The 17,172-nt window shown below is 61.1% G+C and carries 15 protein-coding genes; 12 read left to right on the forward strand and 3 right to left on the reverse strand.

Features of this window, described 5'->3' with window-relative positions:
• Window position 1 precedes the first annotated feature (1 nt).
• On the reverse strand, window positions 2–1,819 hold the full coding sequence (locus HNR62_RS09510) for a hybrid-cluster NAD(P)-dependent oxidoreductase (protein ID WP_204795847.1): 1,818 nt from the start codon (window positions 1,817–1,819) through the stop codon (window positions 2–4).
• A gap of 97 nt (window positions 1,820–1,916) precedes the next feature.
• On the opposite strand from HNR62_RS09510, the gene HNR62_RS09515 reads away from it, so the two are divergent.
• Window positions 1,917–2,267: a RidA family protein gene (locus HNR62_RS09515; protein ID WP_204795848.1), complete on the forward strand. Its 351-nt coding sequence runs from the start codon at window positions 1,917–1,919 to the stop codon at window positions 2,265–2,267.
• Between the two features lie 68 nt (window positions 2,268–2,335).
• Here the strand turns inward: HNR62_RS09515 and HNR62_RS09520 are convergent, their stop codons facing one another.
• A complete protein-coding gene (locus HNR62_RS09520; protein WP_204795849.1) occupies window positions 2,336–5,014 on the reverse strand; it encodes a beta-glucosidase family protein in 2,679 nt (892 codons plus the stop codon).
• 358 nt (window positions 5,015–5,372) lie between these two features.
• On the reverse strand, window positions 5,373–6,725 hold the full coding sequence (gene gdhA / locus HNR62_RS09525) for an NADP-specific glutamate dehydrogenase (protein ID WP_204795850.1): 1,353 nt from the start codon (window positions 6,723–6,725) through the stop codon (window positions 5,373–5,375).
• A gap of 226 nt (window positions 6,726–6,951) precedes the next feature.
• On the opposite strand from gdhA, the gene gspE reads away from it, so the two are divergent.
• From gspE to gspD, 11 genes are read left to right on the forward strand one after another with little or no spacing between them, the layout of a single operon-like run.
• On the forward strand, window positions 6,952–8,667 hold the full coding sequence (gene gspE, locus HNR62_RS09530) for a type II secretion system ATPase GspE (protein WP_204795851.1): 1,716 nt from the start codon (window positions 6,952–6,954) through the stop codon (window positions 8,665–8,667).
• Window position 8,668: 1 nt separating this feature from the next.
• Window positions 8,669–9,883 (forward strand): type II secretion system F family protein, encoded by a 1,215-nt coding sequence (locus tag HNR62_RS09535; protein WP_204795852.1) that lies wholly within the window; start codon window positions 8,669–8,671, stop codon window positions 9,881–9,883.
• A 10-nt stretch (window positions 9,884–9,893) separates the two neighbouring features.
• Complete coding sequence (gene gspG / locus HNR62_RS09540; RefSeq protein ID WP_204795853.1) at window positions 9,894–10,322, forward strand: type II secretion system major pseudopilin GspG; 429 nt, start codon at window positions 9,894–9,896, stop codon at window positions 10,320–10,322.
• Entirely contained in the window at window positions 10,291–10,749 is a 459-nt protein-coding gene (locus tag HNR62_RS09545) for a GspH/FimT family pseudopilin (protein WP_204795854.1), read from the forward strand. The genes gspG and HNR62_RS09545 overlap by 32 nt, the downstream gene beginning before the upstream one ends.
• Window positions 10,742–11,143: a type IV pilus modification PilV family protein gene (locus HNR62_RS09550; protein ID WP_204795855.1), complete on the forward strand. Its 402-nt coding sequence runs from the start codon at window positions 10,742–10,744 to the stop codon at window positions 11,141–11,143. The genes HNR62_RS09545 and HNR62_RS09550 overlap by 8 nt, the downstream gene beginning before the upstream one ends.
• Complete coding sequence (locus HNR62_RS09555; protein ID WP_204795856.1) at window positions 11,140–11,805, forward strand: prepilin-type N-terminal cleavage/methylation domain-containing protein; 666 nt, start codon at window positions 11,140–11,142, stop codon at window positions 11,803–11,805. The genes HNR62_RS09550 and HNR62_RS09555 overlap by 4 nt, the downstream gene beginning before the upstream one ends.
• Window positions 11,795–12,697: a type II secretion system minor pseudopilin gene (locus HNR62_RS09560; RefSeq protein WP_204795857.1), complete on the forward strand. Its 903-nt coding sequence runs from the start codon at window positions 11,795–11,797 to the stop codon at window positions 12,695–12,697. The genes HNR62_RS09555 and HNR62_RS09560 overlap by 11 nt, the downstream gene beginning before the upstream one ends.
• Window positions 12,698–12,708: 11 nt before the next feature.
• Window positions 12,709–13,788: a PilN domain-containing protein gene (locus HNR62_RS09565; protein WP_204795858.1), complete on the forward strand. Its 1,080-nt coding sequence runs from the start codon at window positions 12,709–12,711 to the stop codon at window positions 13,786–13,788.
• Window positions 13,785–14,393 carry a type II secretion system protein GspM gene (gene gspM, locus HNR62_RS09570; RefSeq protein WP_239552712.1) on the forward strand — a complete coding sequence of 203 codons (609 nt, stop codon included), beginning with the start codon at window positions 13,785–13,787 and terminating at the stop codon, window positions 14,391–14,393. Before HNR62_RS09565 ends, gspM begins: the two co-directional genes overlap by 4 nt.
• Complete coding sequence (locus tag HNR62_RS09575) at window positions 14,390–15,040, forward strand: hypothetical protein (RefSeq protein WP_204795859.1); 651 nt, start codon at window positions 14,390–14,392, stop codon at window positions 15,038–15,040. Before gspM ends, HNR62_RS09575 begins: the two co-directional genes overlap by 4 nt.
• Window positions 15,037–17,130: a type II secretion system secretin GspD gene (gspD, locus tag HNR62_RS09580; protein WP_204795860.1), complete on the forward strand. Its 2,094-nt coding sequence runs from the start codon at window positions 15,037–15,039 to the stop codon at window positions 17,128–17,130. The genes HNR62_RS09575 and gspD overlap by 4 nt, the downstream gene beginning before the upstream one ends.
• Window positions 17,131–17,172 lie beyond the last annotated feature (42 nt).

Raw genomic sequence — 17,172 nt, forward strand, 5'->3', positions numbered from 1 at the left:
CTTACCCCAGTTCCACATCCGACAGAGGCACGCAGCAGCAGGCCAGGATCACTCCGGCCTTTCGCTCTGCCGCCGACAAGGCCGGCGCCTCGGGCTGCTCGACCTCGCCGGACTTGAGCCTCTGCTTGCAACTGCCGCAGATGCCGGCCCGACAGGACCAGGGCAGCCCCATGCCCTGGCCTTCCGCCTGGGTCAGCAAATCCTGTTGGTTATTGCCGACGAACTCGCGCTCGCCGATACGAACATGCACATTGTGTGTTTCACGTGAAACAGTCTCGCTTTGCGGTCCGACGAAATACTCCTGCTGCAGCATGCCGACCGGCACGCCCAGCGCCAGCAGCCAGCTGCGGGCCTGCTGCATGAAACCGGCGGGACCACAGAGATAAACCCGGCGTTGCTGCAAGGCGGTGATCGCCGCCAGCCGGGCCAGGGTCAGGCGACCACCCTCGCCTCGCGCCGGCCGGGTCAGCACGAATTCAAGCTGCAGGCCCGGATGCTCGGCCGCCAGCTGTTCCAGCTCGGCGCGGGCCGGAATGTCCGCCTCGGTGCGGCACACATGAATAAACACCAGATCCTGCAGTTGTTGTCTGTCTGCCAGTGCCCGCACCATCGACAGCATGGGGGTGACGCCGGAGCCGGCCGACAACATCAGATAATATTCCGCCGGTTCAAGGATGAAGTCGCCGGCCGGTGCATGCGCCAGCAGCTCGCTGCCCGGCTGCGGTTCCCTAGCCGGCTGCAGCGCCTCTGCCAGCCAGTTCGACACCCGGCCATCGGGCTGACGCTTGACGCTGATGCCGTAACGGCCCGGTCGTGTCGGGCTGGAGCTCAGGGTGTAATAGCGTAAATGACGCTGCCCGTTTATATCCAGCGCCACCGGCAGGTGCTGACCCGGCCGGTAGTCGGCCAGAGGCAGGCCGTCCGCCGCCTCCAGCCAGTAGGTGTCCATATCCCGGGCCAGGGGTTCACGCGCCACACAGCGCAGCAACCGACGTCTGGGCGCCGCGTCCGGGTAAATGGGCGCGCTGGCGTATTCCAGCACCTCTATCTCGTCACCCAGCCGGATTTTACCTTCATTAAGCGCGATCAGGTTTTGTCCGAAATAGACCTCGCCGTCCTCTCCCCTCCGGTAACGCAGCAGCGTCGCCAGCGGCTCCTTCAGACGATTGAAATCTTCCGTACCCGGCTCTATGGTGGTCATGATGCAGCGACTGCAGGGCTTGGCCACCAGAAACTCGACCTCCCCGATGCGAATGCGCCGCCAGCCGTCCTCTTCGAAAGCTCGGGTGCCGGTTACCACCAGGTTGGTACGAAACCGGGACATCTCCATGCGGGCATCGGCGCGCAGGTTGAGATCGGTGAGCGAGGCTTCGGCGATCAGCAGTAAGGGGTAGCCATCGGCAAAGCTGACGGCGGTACCCAGGGTGTCGCGATAGCGCCCGGATTTTTCGCCTGCCCACAGCAGCTGAACCGGTTGCTCCAGGATCCGGCTGAACCAGGCGTCATATTCGGGATTTGTACTCCAGGCGGTAAACTGATCGTCCCATACCGATGTGGTGACCGGTTGCAGCCCAAACCGCCGATGGCGAAGCGCCAGCCGTTCATCCCCGTATTGCAGATCCAGCCCCCCGACCACCGGCTGCACCACTATGGATTGCATTCGCGGCTGGGTACGGGCGGTCACGAAGCTGCCATCGGGTCTTGCCAGCATGTAGCGGCGATCCCCGATGAGCCCCTCGCGGGAAACCCGGGCCTCGCTAAGCGCCAGCCCTGCCGCCGACTTGATCGGATAAAGATTCAGCCCCGTGATCACCGCCATATTATTTCACCTTGCTCGCCAGTATCAGTTTACAACAGCAGCCCAATGGGTAAGGTTTGGTGCATACCGCCACTTTCATCGTATTTACGGAGTAGAAATGACCATAGAACGTCAACAGATTGGCCAGCGCATGAGCCGTATCGTCAAACACAAGGGCACCATCTATTTGTGCGGCCAGGTCTGCAAGGATGCCACCAAGGACATTACCGAGCAAACCGTCACCATGCTGGACAAGGTGGATGAGTTGCTGCTGGAAGCGGGCTCCAGCCGCGAGCATATGCTGTCTGCCACCATCTACCTGAAGACCATGGCCGATTTTGCCGCCATGAATGCGGTCTGGGATGCCTGGGTGCCGGCAGGACACGCCCCGGCCCGGGCCTGCGTGGAAGCCGCCATGGCCCGCCCCGAGCTGCTGGTGGAAATTTCGGTGGTGGCCGTCGAGCGCTGAGCAAGATTTCAGCTCGCCGTAACGTAAAAAGGCCTGCCACCCGGCAGGCCTTCGTATATCACCCCAGATCAGTTGTTGCCGATAAAGCCCGGCAATCCGGACAGCAGGTCGTCGACAAAGGGGGCGGGGTTAATGGGCAGCGCTGTCCCGATCGGCCCGGTGTCATTCCCCTGATGCTTGCGGTGGTGCCGCTGCACCCGCGAGTGCTTAAAGGGGGTTTTCAACCGCGGAAAGACCATGCCGATCCGGCCCACCAGGGGCGTTTCGGCGGAGGATCCGCCCACCAGCACCCGATACAGGCCGTTGGCCTCTCGCCACTCACCGTTGGCCCAGGCGGTCAGATCGTCCGGGTCATCCGGCACAAAGTAGGAGAAGGGGTGGTTGGAAGCGCCACCGTCTATCTGCACTGCGATCCGCCGGCTTTCGCCCGGCTCAAGGAACACCTTGTCAAAGCCCACCAGCCGCTTGGACGGCTGTTCGGCCCGCCTGGGCAGATCCAGATATACCTGGGATGCTTCCGCACCAGCCCGTTCGCCCACATTGGTGACCGTATATTCCACCGTCAACACCGGCACCAGTTCCGCAAGCATCAGCAAGGGTGAATGATGATTGAACTTGCCCTCATTCCACAGGCCATAACCGGGCCAGCCACGGGAATGATATTCGCGCCTGAAGCTCCTGGTCAGGGTCAGGTCGCCATACTCGAAGCTGGTGTAGGACAGCCCGAATCCGAACGGGAACACCGGCGTCACACCGTTGGCCTCGTACCAGCGATAGCCCAGTTCCAGGTTCTCGGTGTAATTGCTGATCAGCTGGGGATCATCCAGATCCTCCCAGTCATCGACGTCGATACCGGGAAAACCGGGGCCGCCGGGCTGGCCTGTCTCTTCCCGCGTACCCGGATATTGCGCCTCGGTGGCAAAGGCCGCTTCCCTATCCGTAACAGGAAAGGTGACCGGCAGCTTGCCCGACGGATTGATTTCACCGAACAGAATATCGGCCAGCACGGCGCCGTCTTCCTGACCCGGGAACCAGGCCGCAATCAGAGCGGAAATATCATCCAGCCAGGGATCCATCAGCACGCCGGCGCCGCTATAGAGCACCACGGCGGTCTTGTCGCCGTGACCGGCATCGACCACGGCCTGGACCAGATCATCCTGGAACACGCAGTTTTCGGACAGTACGGGATCGCCTGCCGGGCAGTACACTTCCTCAGCGTTGGTACAGAACTCCTCGTAGTCGTCTTCATCATCAAACAGACAGACAGCGGGCAGGCGCAACTGCAGCAGATCCCGGGTTTCACGCGGGGTGGTGCCCACCAGCAGCAAGACCACATCGGCCTCTGCCGCCGCCGCCACGGCCGCATCGATATCGGCCCCATCGAGATAGCTCACCACGGCGCCATAGCTCTCCAGGCCTTGCTCGGGAGACACAGTGATCGAGGGCACCACCGCGGTCAGCTCCCGCGGATCGCCGTTACGCGGCGGAATAGACGCCGAGCCGGCAAACCAGGGATGGCCGATAAGGGCGATGGTCGGCGTGTCGGCCGCCGCCAGTGGCAACAGCTTGTCCTCGTTCTTGAGCAGGGTCACGCCGGCTTCGGCCAGGGCGCGTGCCTTGCGGGCATTTTCGGCTCTGTCGATGGTGGGCTCGGTATCGATATTGATGATGGTCTCGAAGAGATCGTCAAACTGGCCGAACTCGTGCATCTTGCTGTAGCGTGGCCTGAGCACGGCATCGATGTCCGCCTCGGTAATTTCACCGTTGGCGAGGGCCTCCGTTATATTGTCTGCGGAATAGAACTTGGGCTGAAAGTCGAGTTCCCAGCCTACGCCCGCCAGTATGGCCTCCGAGGTGGCGTGCATGGCGCGCCTGTCGCTCTCGATCCAGCCATCAAAGCCCCAGCGCTCACGCAGGGTTTTGACCAGCACATCATGGTTGTTACAGATATGGGCGGTGTCGTTCAGGTAGGGAAAGGCGCACATAAGGGTGGCGGCCTTACCGTCCTTGACCGCCATTTCGAAGGGCAGCAGATACAGCTCGTGCATGGCCCGGCTGGGAATGCGCACCCCGGCGGTCCAGCGCTCGCGCTGAAATTCGTGCTCGTTACCCACGAAATGTTTCGGCTGGGCCTGCACCCCCTGGGACTGGATACCCCGGACCTGGGCGGCACCAATCACCCCCGCCAGATAGGGATCCTCCCCCGCATATTCCTGGGCGCGGCCGGCATAGGGCGAACGGATCAGGTTCAGCGCCGGGCCCAGCAGCACCTGGTTGGCAAAGGAAAAGGCCTCTATGCCCACCACCTCGCCCCAGTCTTCGACCAGTTCGGGGTCGAAGCTGGCCACGGCCAGGGTCATGGAGGGGCCGCCGGTCATGACGGGCTCGGCGTTACAGGAGCCGCCACGAATACCGTTACCACCGTTGATTTCACGTATGGTGGGAATACCCAGCTCGAACAGACCGGTAATGCTGCGTCCGACCGCCGAGAATTCGCAGTCCCGTAATCCGCTTGCGGCACGATATTGACCGGTGGGCAGGCTCGACGCTTCGGGCAGGTTACCGATCTGCTGAATTTTCTGCTCGAGCGACATGTTCCCGATCAAGTCATCGGCGAACTGTTCGTGCGGGTTATGAAGCGGATTGGATCCGGCGTCAAATGCCGCCAGGCCAAGGGTCAGGGCCGCGGTCAGTAGAACGGGGGCACCCGTCTTTACACGCCCTGGCAGGGTTGAAGAAATAGTCATCGTTATGTCTCCTGTTTACAACTTGGAGCATATTTGACAATTCCCTGTCTAAATGGGTAAGTGGGTGAGTGCGGCGCATCGCACGGAATAGGAAAGCAATATCACTGTATCGTCACTGTATCGGCGAAGTTCGGGCTTCTCTTGATCTCAAAGCAAGCCAAGCCAGAGTGAATCCCCCCAGCCAACGCAGCAAACTATGTACAAAAAAGCATAGCTGCCGATCGCCACCTTGACCAAAAAACAACCAGAAAATAAAAAACCGCTACTGCAGCGGTAGAAAATGGCCGTCATGGGACCATACAAAAAATAAAAGCCCGGTACGACCGGGCCTTTAGACGTTGATAAAGCGAGTGTCTGCTTACACCACGCCCTGCTCAATCATGGCGTCGGCAACCTTGCGGAAACCGGCGATGTTGGCGCCCAGCACCAGGTTGTGGGGTTCGCCAAATTCGGCCGCCGTTTCGCTGGCGCTAATGAAGATGTTCTTCATGATGACCTTCAGCTTCTCGTCCACTTCCTCGAAGCTCCAGCGCTGCATGCTGGCATTCTGTGCCATTTCCAGCTGACTGGTGGCCACGCCGCCGGCATTGGCAGCCTTGCCCGGGCCATAATGGATTTTGGCATCCAGGAACACTTCTACCGCATCCTGGGTAGAAGGCATGTTGGCCCCTTCCGATACCCCGATACAGCCATTGGCGACCAGGGCCTTGGCATCGGCTTCGCTCAGTTCGTTCTGGGTAGCACAGGGGAACGCCAGCTCGGCAGGCAGACGCCATACCGCATTGCCGTCTGCCGGGTAATCGGCAACCGGAATAAATTTGGCGTCCGGGTGCGCGGTCACGTATTCGTTCAGACGCACCTTGCGTACTTCCTTCAGCTCTTTCAGGGTATCCAGATTCACACCGGCTTCGTGATAGATGGTGCCGCTGGAGTCGGAGCAGCTGACCGGAATCGCGCCCAGCTGATACAGTTTCTCTATGGTATAGATAGCCACGTTGCCGGCACCGGACACCAGGCAGCGTTTGCCGGCCAGGATGTCGCCCTTGGCTTCCAGCATATACTGGGCAAAGTAGACACAGCCGTAACCGGTGGCTTCTTTACGTACCAGAGAGCCGCCCCACAGCAGGCTCTTGCCGGTGAAGACGCCGTCGTAGTTACCGGTCAGACGCTTGTACTGGCCGAACATGTAGCCGATTTCACGAGCGCCCACGCCGATATCACCGGCGGGCACATCGGTAGTCGGACCTATGTGACGGTACAGCTCGTTGATGAAAGACTGGCAGAAGCGCATGATTTCACCGTCTGACTTGCCCTTGGGATCGAAGTTGGCGCCGCCTTTGCCACCACCGATGGGCAGGCCGGTCAGGGCATTCTTGAAGATCTGCTCGAAGCCGAGAAACTTGATGATGCCGGCGTTGACGCTGGGGTGAAAGCGCAAACCGCCCTTGTACGGACCCAGGGCCGAGTTGAACTCGATGCGATAACCCTTGTTGACCTGTACCTTGCCCTGATCATCGACCCAGGGCACCCGGAACATGATCTGCCGCTCGGGCTCAATCATCCGTTCGATAATGGAATGCAACTGGTACTTTTCGCTGGTTTCCAGGATGGGCTGCAGTGAATCCAGCACCTCCTCTACAGCCTGATAGAACTCTGCCTGAGCCGGGCTGGTTTTCTGGAGCTTGGTGATGGTGTCATGAATATACGTCACGATATCTTCCTGTTATATTTTTGTAAAACTTTTATTCGGGATACAGATTAAGACCCGCCGCTATTGGAATATAGATACTGGTAGCCGGTCAATGCCTAAATACCAAATATATATACCTAAAAGCGGAATATTTATTCCATATTGCAGCCAGACACCCCGCCATTCACCCGATCAGCGGTAGCTCAAAGCCGTCTATGCTTGATCCCAGGCACAGGGAGAATCGCGTATGGATCCAGAAGGGGCGCTAGCGGCAGTAGCAGATACACGACTGGGACAAACCCTGATAGAACAGGGGCACATCTCGGATAAAGAGCTTGCCCGGCTGGAACGCATGCGCCAAAGGCAGGCCGATGGCGGCTCCCTGACGGCGTTGCTGCTGAATCTGGGCATGATATCGGAGCGGGACCTGGCAACATGCCTGTCCGACCTGACCCGGCTACCGCTGACCGCCGTAGAGGAATATCCGCTTGCTCCTCCCCTCGAACGTCCCCTGCCCTATCGTTTCCTGAAAGAACATCATCTGGTGCCATTGCGGCAGGACAACGATGAACTGGTGCTGGCGATGGTCGATCCCAGAGACGACTTCTCGGTTCGTGCCATGGCCATGATGTGCCAACAGCCGATACGGTTGCAGGTGGGGGTCAGCTCGGAAATCACCTCCACCATAGAGCGCCTCTATGGTGAAGGCCAGAGCAAGATGGGCGATATCCTCTCTGCGGTGCAGCAGGAGGAGGAAACCGAAGAAAGCATCGCCCAGCTCAAGGATCTGGCCAGCGAAGCCCCCGTTATCCGCCTGGTCAACCTGATCATCCAGAAGGCGGTGGATCTGCGCGCCTCCGACATTCATGTCGAGCCGTTCGAAAACCGGCTCAACATTCGCTACCGCATAGACGGTGTGCTGCAACAAACTGAAGCCCCACCGGTGAACATGACCCCGGCCATTACCTCGCGCATCAAGATCATGGCCCGGCTCAATATCGCCGAACGACGCCTGCCTCAGGATGGCCGCATCGAACTCAAGATTCAGGGCCAGGAGCTCGATGTCCGGGTATCCACAGTGCCTACCATGCACGGAGAAAGCCTGGTCATGCGGCTGCTCAACCGGGAGAGTGTCATTCTCGACTTCGACGCCCTGGGCTTTGCCAAAGCCACCAAACGGCGCTTGCAGCAGGTTCTTAAGATCCCCCACGGCATGGTAATGGTGACCGGGCCGACCGGCAGCGGCAAGACCACCACCCTCTATACCGCGCTTAATCAGCTGAACACCACAGAGCTAAAACTGATCACGGTGGAAGACCCAGTAGAATACCAGCTGGAAGGGGTCAACCAGATCCATGTCAAGCCGGCCATAGGACTGACCTTCGCCAGCGCCCTGCGCTCCATAGTGCGTCAGGATCCCGATGTCATCATGGTGGGGGAAATGCGCGATCTGGAAACCGCCCGTATCTGCGTGCAGTCGGCGCTGACCGGGCACCTGGTGCTGTCGACCCTGCACACCAACGATGCCGCCAGCAGCGTGACCCGACTACTGGAAATGGGGGTGGAAGACTACCTGCTCACCTCCACCCTCAATGGGGTGATAGGGCAACGTCTGGTGCGGGTACTCTGCCCCCACTGCAAGGAAGATCATGAACCATTGCCCGAGCTGGTGCGCGAGCTGAAGCTGTCGCCACTCGAGCCAGGGCAGCCCATCCGGCTGCACAGGCCCGTCGGCTGTGCCCACTGTGCCGGCACCGGCTACCACGGTCGGCTGGCCATTCAGGAACTGCTCACCATGAACGACGACATTCGCAAGCTGGTGCTGAGCCATGCCGACGCCGGCAAGATCCAGCAGGCTGCCATTCGCAATGGCATGATCACCATGTATGGCGACGGCCTGCTCAAGGCGCAACAGGGAATCACCAATGTGGAAGAGGTGATCCGGGTCACCCAGGAGACATAAGGTGGCACTCTATTATTTCAAGGCGGTCAGCCAGAACGGCGAAACCCAGGAAGGCCGGCTGGAAGGACAGAACGAGCGGGCCATAGTGCAGCAGCTGCAACAGCGGGGGCTGATCCCGCTCAGCGTGGAGCAGGATGCCGGCCAGCGCCATTCCCCGGGGGCCGGCTGGCTGCAGCGACGGCGCACCGGCGAGCGTCAGATCCAGGCTCTGACCCAGGATCTGGCCGCCCTGCTGAAGGCGGGTATCCCGCTGGAACGCGCCCTGGGCATCATGATCGAAGTGCACAGCCAGACCGGCGATATCCGCCTGCTCAGCCAGATCCGCGAAGGCATTCAGCGCGGACAGGCGCTGTCGGTGGTGCTGGCCGAACAGGGATCCGGCTTTTCTCCCTTCTATCTGAACATGATCCGGGCGGCCGAAGTCTCGGGCAATCTGGAACTGGGGCTGGCCGATCTGGCGCTCTACCTGGAACGCAGCCGCCAGCTCAGGGAGAAAGCCCTGTCGGCGCTGATTTACCCCATCATACTGGTGCTGGTGTCGGCGGTATCGCTGCTGATCATCCTGACCTACGTGATCCCCCAGTTTCAGCAGCTGTTCGCCGACATGGGCCAGACCATGCCGCTGTCTACCCGCATCGTCATCGGCAGCGCCGAATTTCTGCGCGATATGGGGCCATGGCTGTTATTGGCCCTGTTACTGGCGCTGATCGCCGGCCAACGCCTGCTGGCCCGGCCCGAGTCACGCCTGGCCTGGGACGGCTTCACACTGCGGCTTCCCCTGGCCGGAGCCCTGATCCGCCGGCTGGAGGTCGCCCGTTTCAGCCGTAGTCTGGGCACTCTGATGAAGGGCGGCGTGCCTCTGCTCAATGCGCTCACCATAGCCCGCGATACCGTCAACAACCGCCTGCTGGCACAGACAGTGGGCGAGGCCGCCGACAGCCTGAAAGAAGGCAAGCGGCTGGCCGATCCGCTGCAGGCCTCGGGTCTGTTTCCGCCCCTGGCAATACAGATGATCCGGGTGGGCGAAGAAACCGGTCAACTGGAGACAATGTTGCTGAAAGTGGCCGATCGCTACGACCGGGAAGTGGAAAGTACCATTCAGCGCTTGCTGACCATACTCGAGCCGGTGCTGATTGTCGGCCTTGGTGTCATCATCGCCGGCATTATCATTTCCATTCTGGTGGCCATACTCAGTATCAACGAACTGCCCATATAGGGAGGTAAAAGTGAATTACCAACATAAGGCTTCTCGGCGCGGCTTCACCCTGCTCGAACTGCTGGTGGTACTGGTCATCCTCGGTCTGCTGGCCAGCCTGGTCGGCCCCCAGGTTCTGCGTCAGCTCAGTGGTTCCAAAACCAAGACTGCCGCCCTGCAGATCAAGGAACTCGGTACGGCGCTGGATCTGTATCGGCTGGAAGTGGGCCGTTATCCCACCAGCAGCGAAGGCCTGTCGGCACTCATCAGCGCCCCGGCCAACGCCCGGGGCTGGAACGGCCCCTATCTGACCAAGAAAGCGGTACCCCTGGACCCCTGGGGTAACGACTACCAGTATCGCGCCCCCGGTCAGCAGGGTGAATTCGATTTGTTCAGCCTGGGCGCAGACAACCAGCAAGGGGGAACCGGTGAGGATCAGGACGTGGTCAGCTGGGAGTAATTCGAGCCAGACCGGTTTTACCCTGCTTGAGCTGCTGGTGGTACTGACCCTGGCCGCCTTGCTGCTGGCGGTGGTCACCCCCCGCTTTGCCGCCCTGCTGCCCGGCGCCGAGCTGAAAAGCTACAGCCGGCAAACCGCCGCCCTGCTCAGACTGGCCCGCAGCCAGGCCATCGCCAGCGGAGAGGAGGTAACACTGGAACTCGACTCACAAGCCCGTTACTCCCGGATCTCGGGCCAGAAAACGCCCTCTTCCTGGCCGGAGCAGATAACAGTGTCTTTCGATGATACCGCCCATGCTCGGGGGGCCGAGCTCGTCTTTTTTCCGGATGGCAGCGCCAGCGGCGGCACCCTGCAGATCGCCGGGCGCGAGCGGCGCTACCGGATAGAGGTGCACTGGCTGACCGGCAGGATAAGCCTCCATGACTAGACAACACATGACCAGAAACCAGGGATTTTCACTGCTGGAAGTACTGGTGGCCTTTACCATACTGACCATCACCCTGGGCGTGCTGCTCAATATTTTTTCGCTGGCCATTCGCACCACCCAGTCGGCCCAGCAACAGCAGAAGGCCATGCTGCTGGCGGAGTCGAAGCTGAACGAGCTGTATGCCGGCACCACACTGCAACCGGGGCGCGAGCGAGGCTGGCTCGACGACCGCTACTGGTGGGAAACCCGAGTCGAGGAATTCGATACCCGGGAACTGATGGACAACCAGTCCATGCTGCTTCCCTATCGACTGTCGGTGGTGGTGGGCTGGGGTCACCATGACCGGCAATATCGACTGGCCACACTGCGGCTGGTCAGGCGGGAGGCCAGATGAAACGACAACCAGGCTTTACCCTGCTGGAACTGGTGGTATCCCTGACCCTGCTGACCCTGCTATCCGGATTGATGTTCGGCGGCTTTCGCCTCGCCGGCAAGGCCTGGGAAACGGTAGGCGAACGCAATGCCGACAACAGTGAGCAGATACAGCTGCAACGGTTTTTGCGCAACCTGCTGGAGCAGGCAGAGCCACTACATGTGCAAACTGCTCGGCAAATCCCGCTGCTGTCCTTCCAGGGAACCGAGCATTCCCTGATATTTCTGGCCCCGCAGCCCCGGGGACTCGGCAACTCCGCCGAGCCGGTCTGGTTTTATCTGGCGCTGGACAACGCCGATCCCGAGCACCCTGTGCTGTCACTCAAATCACAGCCTCTGGTTGTTGAAACGGAGCCGCAGGAGCAGGCTCCGCCTGTCGACTGGTACCAGCTGCTGGACGACTTTCGCCAGCCGGATCTGATCCCCCCTCTGCTGGAGCTGGAGATAGCCTCGTTCAGCCTGCATTACCTGTCGGCAGATGAGCAGAATATGTCTGCCTGGCAGCCCGAGTGGCTGGATCAGGATCAACTGCCGGCCCTGATCCGCCTGCAGCTGGACCCGGACTCGCCCCCCCTGGTGGTCGCCTCCCGCCAGTATCGTTACGAGATAAAGGATGAATATTGAACACAACCGGGGCATCGCCCTGATCAGCGTGCTGTGGGTACTGACCCTGCTGACCCTGCTGGCCACCGGCCTGTCTTTGAACAGCCGCAGCCAGGCCCGGCAGAGCGGTAACATCACCCAGGCGACCCAGGTTCGCCATGCCGCCGATGCCGGCGTACAACTGGCCCTGCTGATGCTGGCGCAACCGAAAGAGCAGCAAACCTGGCTGGCCGATGGCAGCCCTTATCTGGTCCGGCTGGACGATATCGAAATCCGGGTCGCCCTGTTCAACGAAAACGGCCGTATCGATCTCAATGCCGCCGGCCCCGAACTGCTCGACGGCCTGCTGGCCACCGCCGGCACAGACGACGAGCTGCGTGCCCGGCTGGTGGATGCCATCATGGACTGGCGCGATGGCGATGATCTGCGCCGGCTCAACGGCGCCGAAGCCGACGACTATCTGGCCGCCGGACGGGATTACGGCCCGAGCAACGCTCCCTTCCGGTCGGTGGACGAAGTGCTGCGGGTGCTGGACATGACCCCCGACATTTACCGGAAGATCAGGCACAGCCTGACCCTGCGCAATCCACGCAACAGCATCAACCCGCTTTATGCCCCGCGCCAGGTATTGCTGGCACTGCCGGGCACCGACGAGCTCACCGTCGATCGGTTTATCGCCGACCGACGCCGGAACCATGAAGCCGGCCAGCCTTTGCCTGCCACGGATATGTTCCCCCGCGCCTTCCTCTCTGACGGCTCATCGGGGGTCAACTACACTGTTCATACGGAAGCTCGAATGAACACCATTTACCGTTACCGGCTCACCGCCAGCCTGCTTGACCGTCTCGGTACACCCATTCTGGAACAGATAACACAGGAATTCATCCCGCTGTTCACCGAGCCAGACGCTTAACGGAGAGCCCTATGGATGGGGAAAAGTTTACCCAGCAGTTGCACCATTACGGCCGATTACTGTGGCACCCTCTGGTAACCTTCTGGCACTGGTGGAGCCGACAGCTGTTCAGCCTCTTGCCCGCATCCATCAGCCACCGTCTGCTCAGCCAGAAACAACGGCTCCTTATTTATATCGAGCAGGAGCATTACCGGCTGGAGCTGTCCCCTCACGGCAAACAGCTGCTGCTGGACGAACCTGCCGAGCAAAGCGGCCTGCTGGCCGACATGCTGCGTCAGGCAGACAGCATCCGGCTGTGCCTGAACAGCCAGGACGTGCTCTATACCCATATCACCCTGCCCGCAGCCACCGCCGACAACCTGGCCGATGTGCTGCGCTTCGAGATGGACCGGCATACCCCATTCAGTGCCGAGCAGGTCTATTTCGGCTATCGCGTTGCCGAGCGGAATAAACAGCAATCCCTGATCCGGGTTGAACTGCTGCTGGCACCGCGAGCACAGGTGGACTCGCAACTGGCCGAGCTGAACCTGCTCGGTCTGGTGCCCACGGCCCTGGCCGATGCCGAGCATCCACAAGCGCCGGTCATTCCGCTACAGGCGCCCACCAGCATCGCCATCAGCAAGGCTCTGCGGTTGAAAACCCTGCAGGGTGCCCTGGTGCTTTTCATGCTGTTTCTGCTGATCGCCGTGCCGCTTTACCAGCGACAGAACCGTATCGAGGCCTTGAGTGCCCAACTGGACATACCCCGGCAACGGGCCGAGCAGACCGCCGAACTAAAACGACAACTGGAAGCATTGCAGCAAAGCCGGCAGTTTCTGGCTCGGAAAAGAGCCAGGCACACTTCGGCCCTGTCACTGCTGGATGACCTGACCCGTCAATTACCCGACCATACCTGGCTCAGCCGCTTCGAACTGCGCGACGGCACGGTACAACTGCGCGGCGAATCGGCCAATGCCTCCGAGCTTATCGGCATTCTGGAAGCCTCTCCGTTGTTCTTCGATGTGCGCTTCAGCTCACCGGTGACCAATAATCCGGTCACCCGCAAGGATCGTTTCATGATCGATGCCCGTTTCGGCGAGGAGCAGTCATGATCAACCTCAGCCAGGGCCAGCAACAGGCGGCGGCCCTGGGCCTGCTGATCGCGGCTCTGCTGCTGATATTCAGCCTGCTTGTCCAGCCCCTGCTCGCCCTGTTTCTGCAACAGGGGGCTGCCATCCACCAGCTTGAAGACCAGCTCCATCGCTATCAACGGCTGTCGGCCGAACTGGAACAGACCGAACAGTCATTACGGCAGCTGCGCGATGCGACGCCCGATTCCGGCCTTTATCTGCCGGAGCGTCGCCCCTCCCTGGCCTCGGCCTGGCTGCAGCAACACCTGAACCGGCTGGTCAGCCGCAGTGGCGGCCAGCTGGTCAGTATTCAGAATGCCCAGCCCGACACCGAGAGTCCGCTGCAAGGCGTCATGTTGCGGGTGCATCTGCGCAGCGAAATCAATCAACTGGTTCCCCTGTTCCATGCGCTCGAGTCGGGACAGCCGGCTCTGTTCATGCAAGATCTGGTGATCACCGCCAATACGCGCCGGGCGAGAACCCGCAGCAACCGGGTGATCCGTCGCCAAAGGGCGAACCCACGGCTGCCCCCCTCGCTCGACGTACGCTTCGATCTGGTCGGTTATACCCAGAGGGAGGCGCCATGAAGCCCTGCTTGTTGTTGATGATGAAACGCTCGTTGTTTATGAAATGCTTGTTGTTGATGAAACGCTCGTTGTTGATGAAACCCTGGGTGTTATTGCTGGCCATGCCGGTACTGTGGCTGTTACCCGCCCGGGCGCAGGACGACGGCACCCCCACTCCGGGCTACCCCCCTCTCGAACAATTCGAGGAAATCATGGCCCGGCCCCTGTTTGACGACAATCGCCGGCCACAGGAAGACGAAGAAGAGGAAACCGTCAGCGAGAGCGCCGCCGCCATAAGGGAAAAATGGCGCCTGACGGGCGTGGTATGGGAAAACGACCAGCAACTGGCCCTGTTCAATGAACGGCAGGGAGCGGACCGCGCACGCCTCAAGACCGGCATGTACCTGGACGGCAACTGGCAGTTGGAAGACATAGGCCTGGATGCCGTGACCCTGAGTGACGGCAGCCAGACGCTGCGACTGGAACTGTGGGAACCCCGGCAGCCCTCGACCCGGCCTGCCACCGACACCGCAGCGTCTCCCGCCGACCATAGCGGCGCCCGGAACAAAAATCCGAACGAAGCAGACACCGAACCGGACACCGACGCTGCAGAAGCGACCAGGGCAGATGACAACAACAAACAGGGAAGTAACGGGGAGTCACAATGACCAACAAACACCAGACAACATGGCTGCTTATCGGTGTCTCCTGCCTGCTGCTGATCGCCTGCACCAACCCGACCGGAGACAGGGCCGCCCTGGACAAACCCTGGGGCCAGGCCGACGTCACCAGCCATTACGATCCGGTCCGGCTGCCCTCTCGTCACGACGACAATCTATCCCACGCCGCCGTCACCGCCGCCGATCCGAGCGCTCACCCGGCCACCCGTGCCGAGATTTACCGCGGAACAGGCAATTTCGTCAAGCTCGGTCAGGCCGGCAAGACGCCGCTGAACACCGCCGCCCCCGGCGACATCACCCTCAACTTTCAGGGTTCCGACATCGCCGAGGTGGTAAAAACCATACTGGGCGACATACTGCAGCTGAACTACTCTCTCGACGAACGGGTGCGAGGCCAGGTGTACCTGCAAACCAACCAGCCCATCAGCCAGGATGATCTGCTGCCCACCCTCGAAAGCCTGCTGCAAACCCACGGGGCCGCCCTGGTGCACAGCAAGGGCCTCTTTACCGTGGTACCCGCCAGCGAGGTTCCCCCCTCGGCCCTCAATCCGCGGCTGACCCCCACCGCCGAACGCGGCTACCAGATGCTGATTTTACCCCTGCGCTACATCGGCGCCCGGGAAATGGAAAAAATCCTCGAGCCGGTCAAGCCCCGCCAGGGCGCCATGATGGTGGACGACAGACGCAACCTGCTCACTCTGGTCGGCAGCCGCGACGAACTGGTCAACATTCGCGACACCGTCAATCTGTTTGATGTGGATCAGCTGCGCGGTATGTCGGTGGGGCTGTTCCGGCTGCAGGCCAGCAGCGCCGATGTGATCGCCAGCGAGCTGAAGGCGATTTTCGGCGACGAGGCCGAGGGCCCATTGGCCGGCATGGTGCGCTACCTGCCGATAGAGCGACTCAATGCCCTGCTGGTGATCACCCCGCAAGAGCGTTACCTGACCGATGCCCGGGTGTGGATACAGCGCCTCGACCGGGCCGAGAACCCGCGCGGCCTCAATATGTATGTATACCACGTGCAGAACGGCAAGGCCGACCACCTGGCCGAGCTGCTCAACCAGCTGTTCGACAGCCAGCGCCGCAACAGCGCAGGCTCGCCACTGCCGGCGGCGGCAACCAATACCGAAGAAGGCAGCCCGGTGCAGATAGCCACCGGCATCAATGCCGCCAGCCTGGACGTGGGCGAAGTGAGCGTGATTGCCGATACCGAACGCAACGCCCTGGTGGTGATGGCCGCCAGCGCCGATTACCAGAAGGTGGAGCAGGCCATCAAGCGGCTGGATCAGCTGCCGCTACAGGTACTGGTGGAAGCCACCATAGTGGAAGTGAGCCTGGATGACGAGCTGCGCTACGGCCTGCAATGGTACTTCAAGAACCGACTGGGCGGCGGGCGCAGCGGCGTGGGCGCCATCGGCGCACTGCCCATCCCTTCTCCCTTCGACGGCGGTCTTGCCGCCAGCGCCAGCTACGAGGTGTTCAACGCCAGCGGCACTCGAGCCCTGCTCACGGCCCTGGCCAGCGATTCCAAGGTCAACGTGATCTCCTCGCCTACGCTGATGGTGCTGGACAACCAGAAGGCGCTGATCCGGGTGGGCGATCAGGTGCCCATTCGTACCTCGGAAACCACCAATCTGAACAGCGACGTGGGCAATGTCACCAGCACCATACAGTACCGGGACACCGGCGTACTGCTGGAGGTGACCCCGCGGGTCAATGCCGGAGGCATGGTGATACTGGAGCTGGTTCAGGAGGTAAACGACGTGGCCACCACGACGAGCTCCAATATTCAGTCACCCACCATCACCCAGCGCAAAATCGACACTCGGGTGGCGGTGCAGAGCGGCGAAACCCTGGTACTGGGCGGCCTTATCCGCGAGAACAAGTCCCAGGACAGCCAGGGCCTGCCCGGCCTGCGCCACGTACCTGTGCTGGGCTGGCTGTTCGGCAGCAGCGGCACCAACGTAAGGCGCACCGAACTGGTGGTGCTGATCACCCCCACCGCCGTGGCCAATGCCATCGACGCCCGCGCCGTGACCCGGGAATATCGCAGCAAGCTGCAACAGGTGGCGATGTAGCGCCTGCGTCGAAGAGCCACCCGCAGGAGAAAATACATAGCC

The sequence above is a fragment of the Oceanisphaera litoralis genome, from assembly GCF_016907015.1.
Lineage (GTDB): Bacteria > Pseudomonadota > Gammaproteobacteria > Enterobacterales > Aeromonadaceae > Oceanimonas > Oceanimonas litoralis.

Bases quoted from the DNA above. Each gene is read 5' to 3' on its own strand.
- HNR62_RS09560 (WP_204795857.1), top strand. From the start codon at position 11,795: ATGAATATTGAACACAACCGGGGCATCGCCCTGATCAGCGTGCTGTGG.
- gspE (WP_204795851.1), top strand. From the start codon at position 6,952: ATGGATCCAGAAGGGGCGCTAGCGGCAGTAGCAGATACACGACTGGGA.
- gspM (WP_239552712.1), top strand. From the start codon at position 13,785: ATGATCAACCTCAGCCAGGGCCAGCAACAGGCGGCGGCCCTGGGCCTG.
- HNR62_RS09520 (WP_204795849.1), bottom strand. From the start codon at position 5,014: ATGACTATTTCTTCAACCCTGCCAGGGCGTGTAAAGACGGGTGCCCCC.
- HNR62_RS09565 (WP_204795858.1), top strand. From the start codon at position 12,709: ATGGATGGGGAAAAGTTTACCCAGCAGTTGCACCATTACGGCCGATTA.
- HNR62_RS09515 (WP_204795848.1), top strand. From the start codon at position 1,917: ATGACCATAGAACGTCAACAGATTGGCCAGCGCATGAGCCGTATCGTC.
- HNR62_RS09575 (WP_204795859.1), top strand. From the start codon at position 14,390: ATGAAGCCCTGCTTGTTGTTGATGATGAAACGCTCGTTGTTTATGAAA.
- HNR62_RS09510 (WP_204795847.1), bottom strand. From the start codon at position 1,819: ATGGCGGTGATCACGGGGCTGAATCTTTATCCGATCAAGTCGGCGGCA.
- gspD (WP_204795860.1), top strand. From the start codon at position 15,037: ATGACCAACAAACACCAGACAACATGGCTGCTTATCGGTGTCTCCTGC.
- HNR62_RS09550 (WP_204795855.1), top strand. From the start codon at position 10,742: ATGACTAGACAACACATGACCAGAAACCAGGGATTTTCACTGCTGGAA.
- HNR62_RS09555 (WP_204795856.1), top strand. From the start codon at position 11,140: ATGAAACGACAACCAGGCTTTACCCTGCTGGAACTGGTGGTATCCCTG.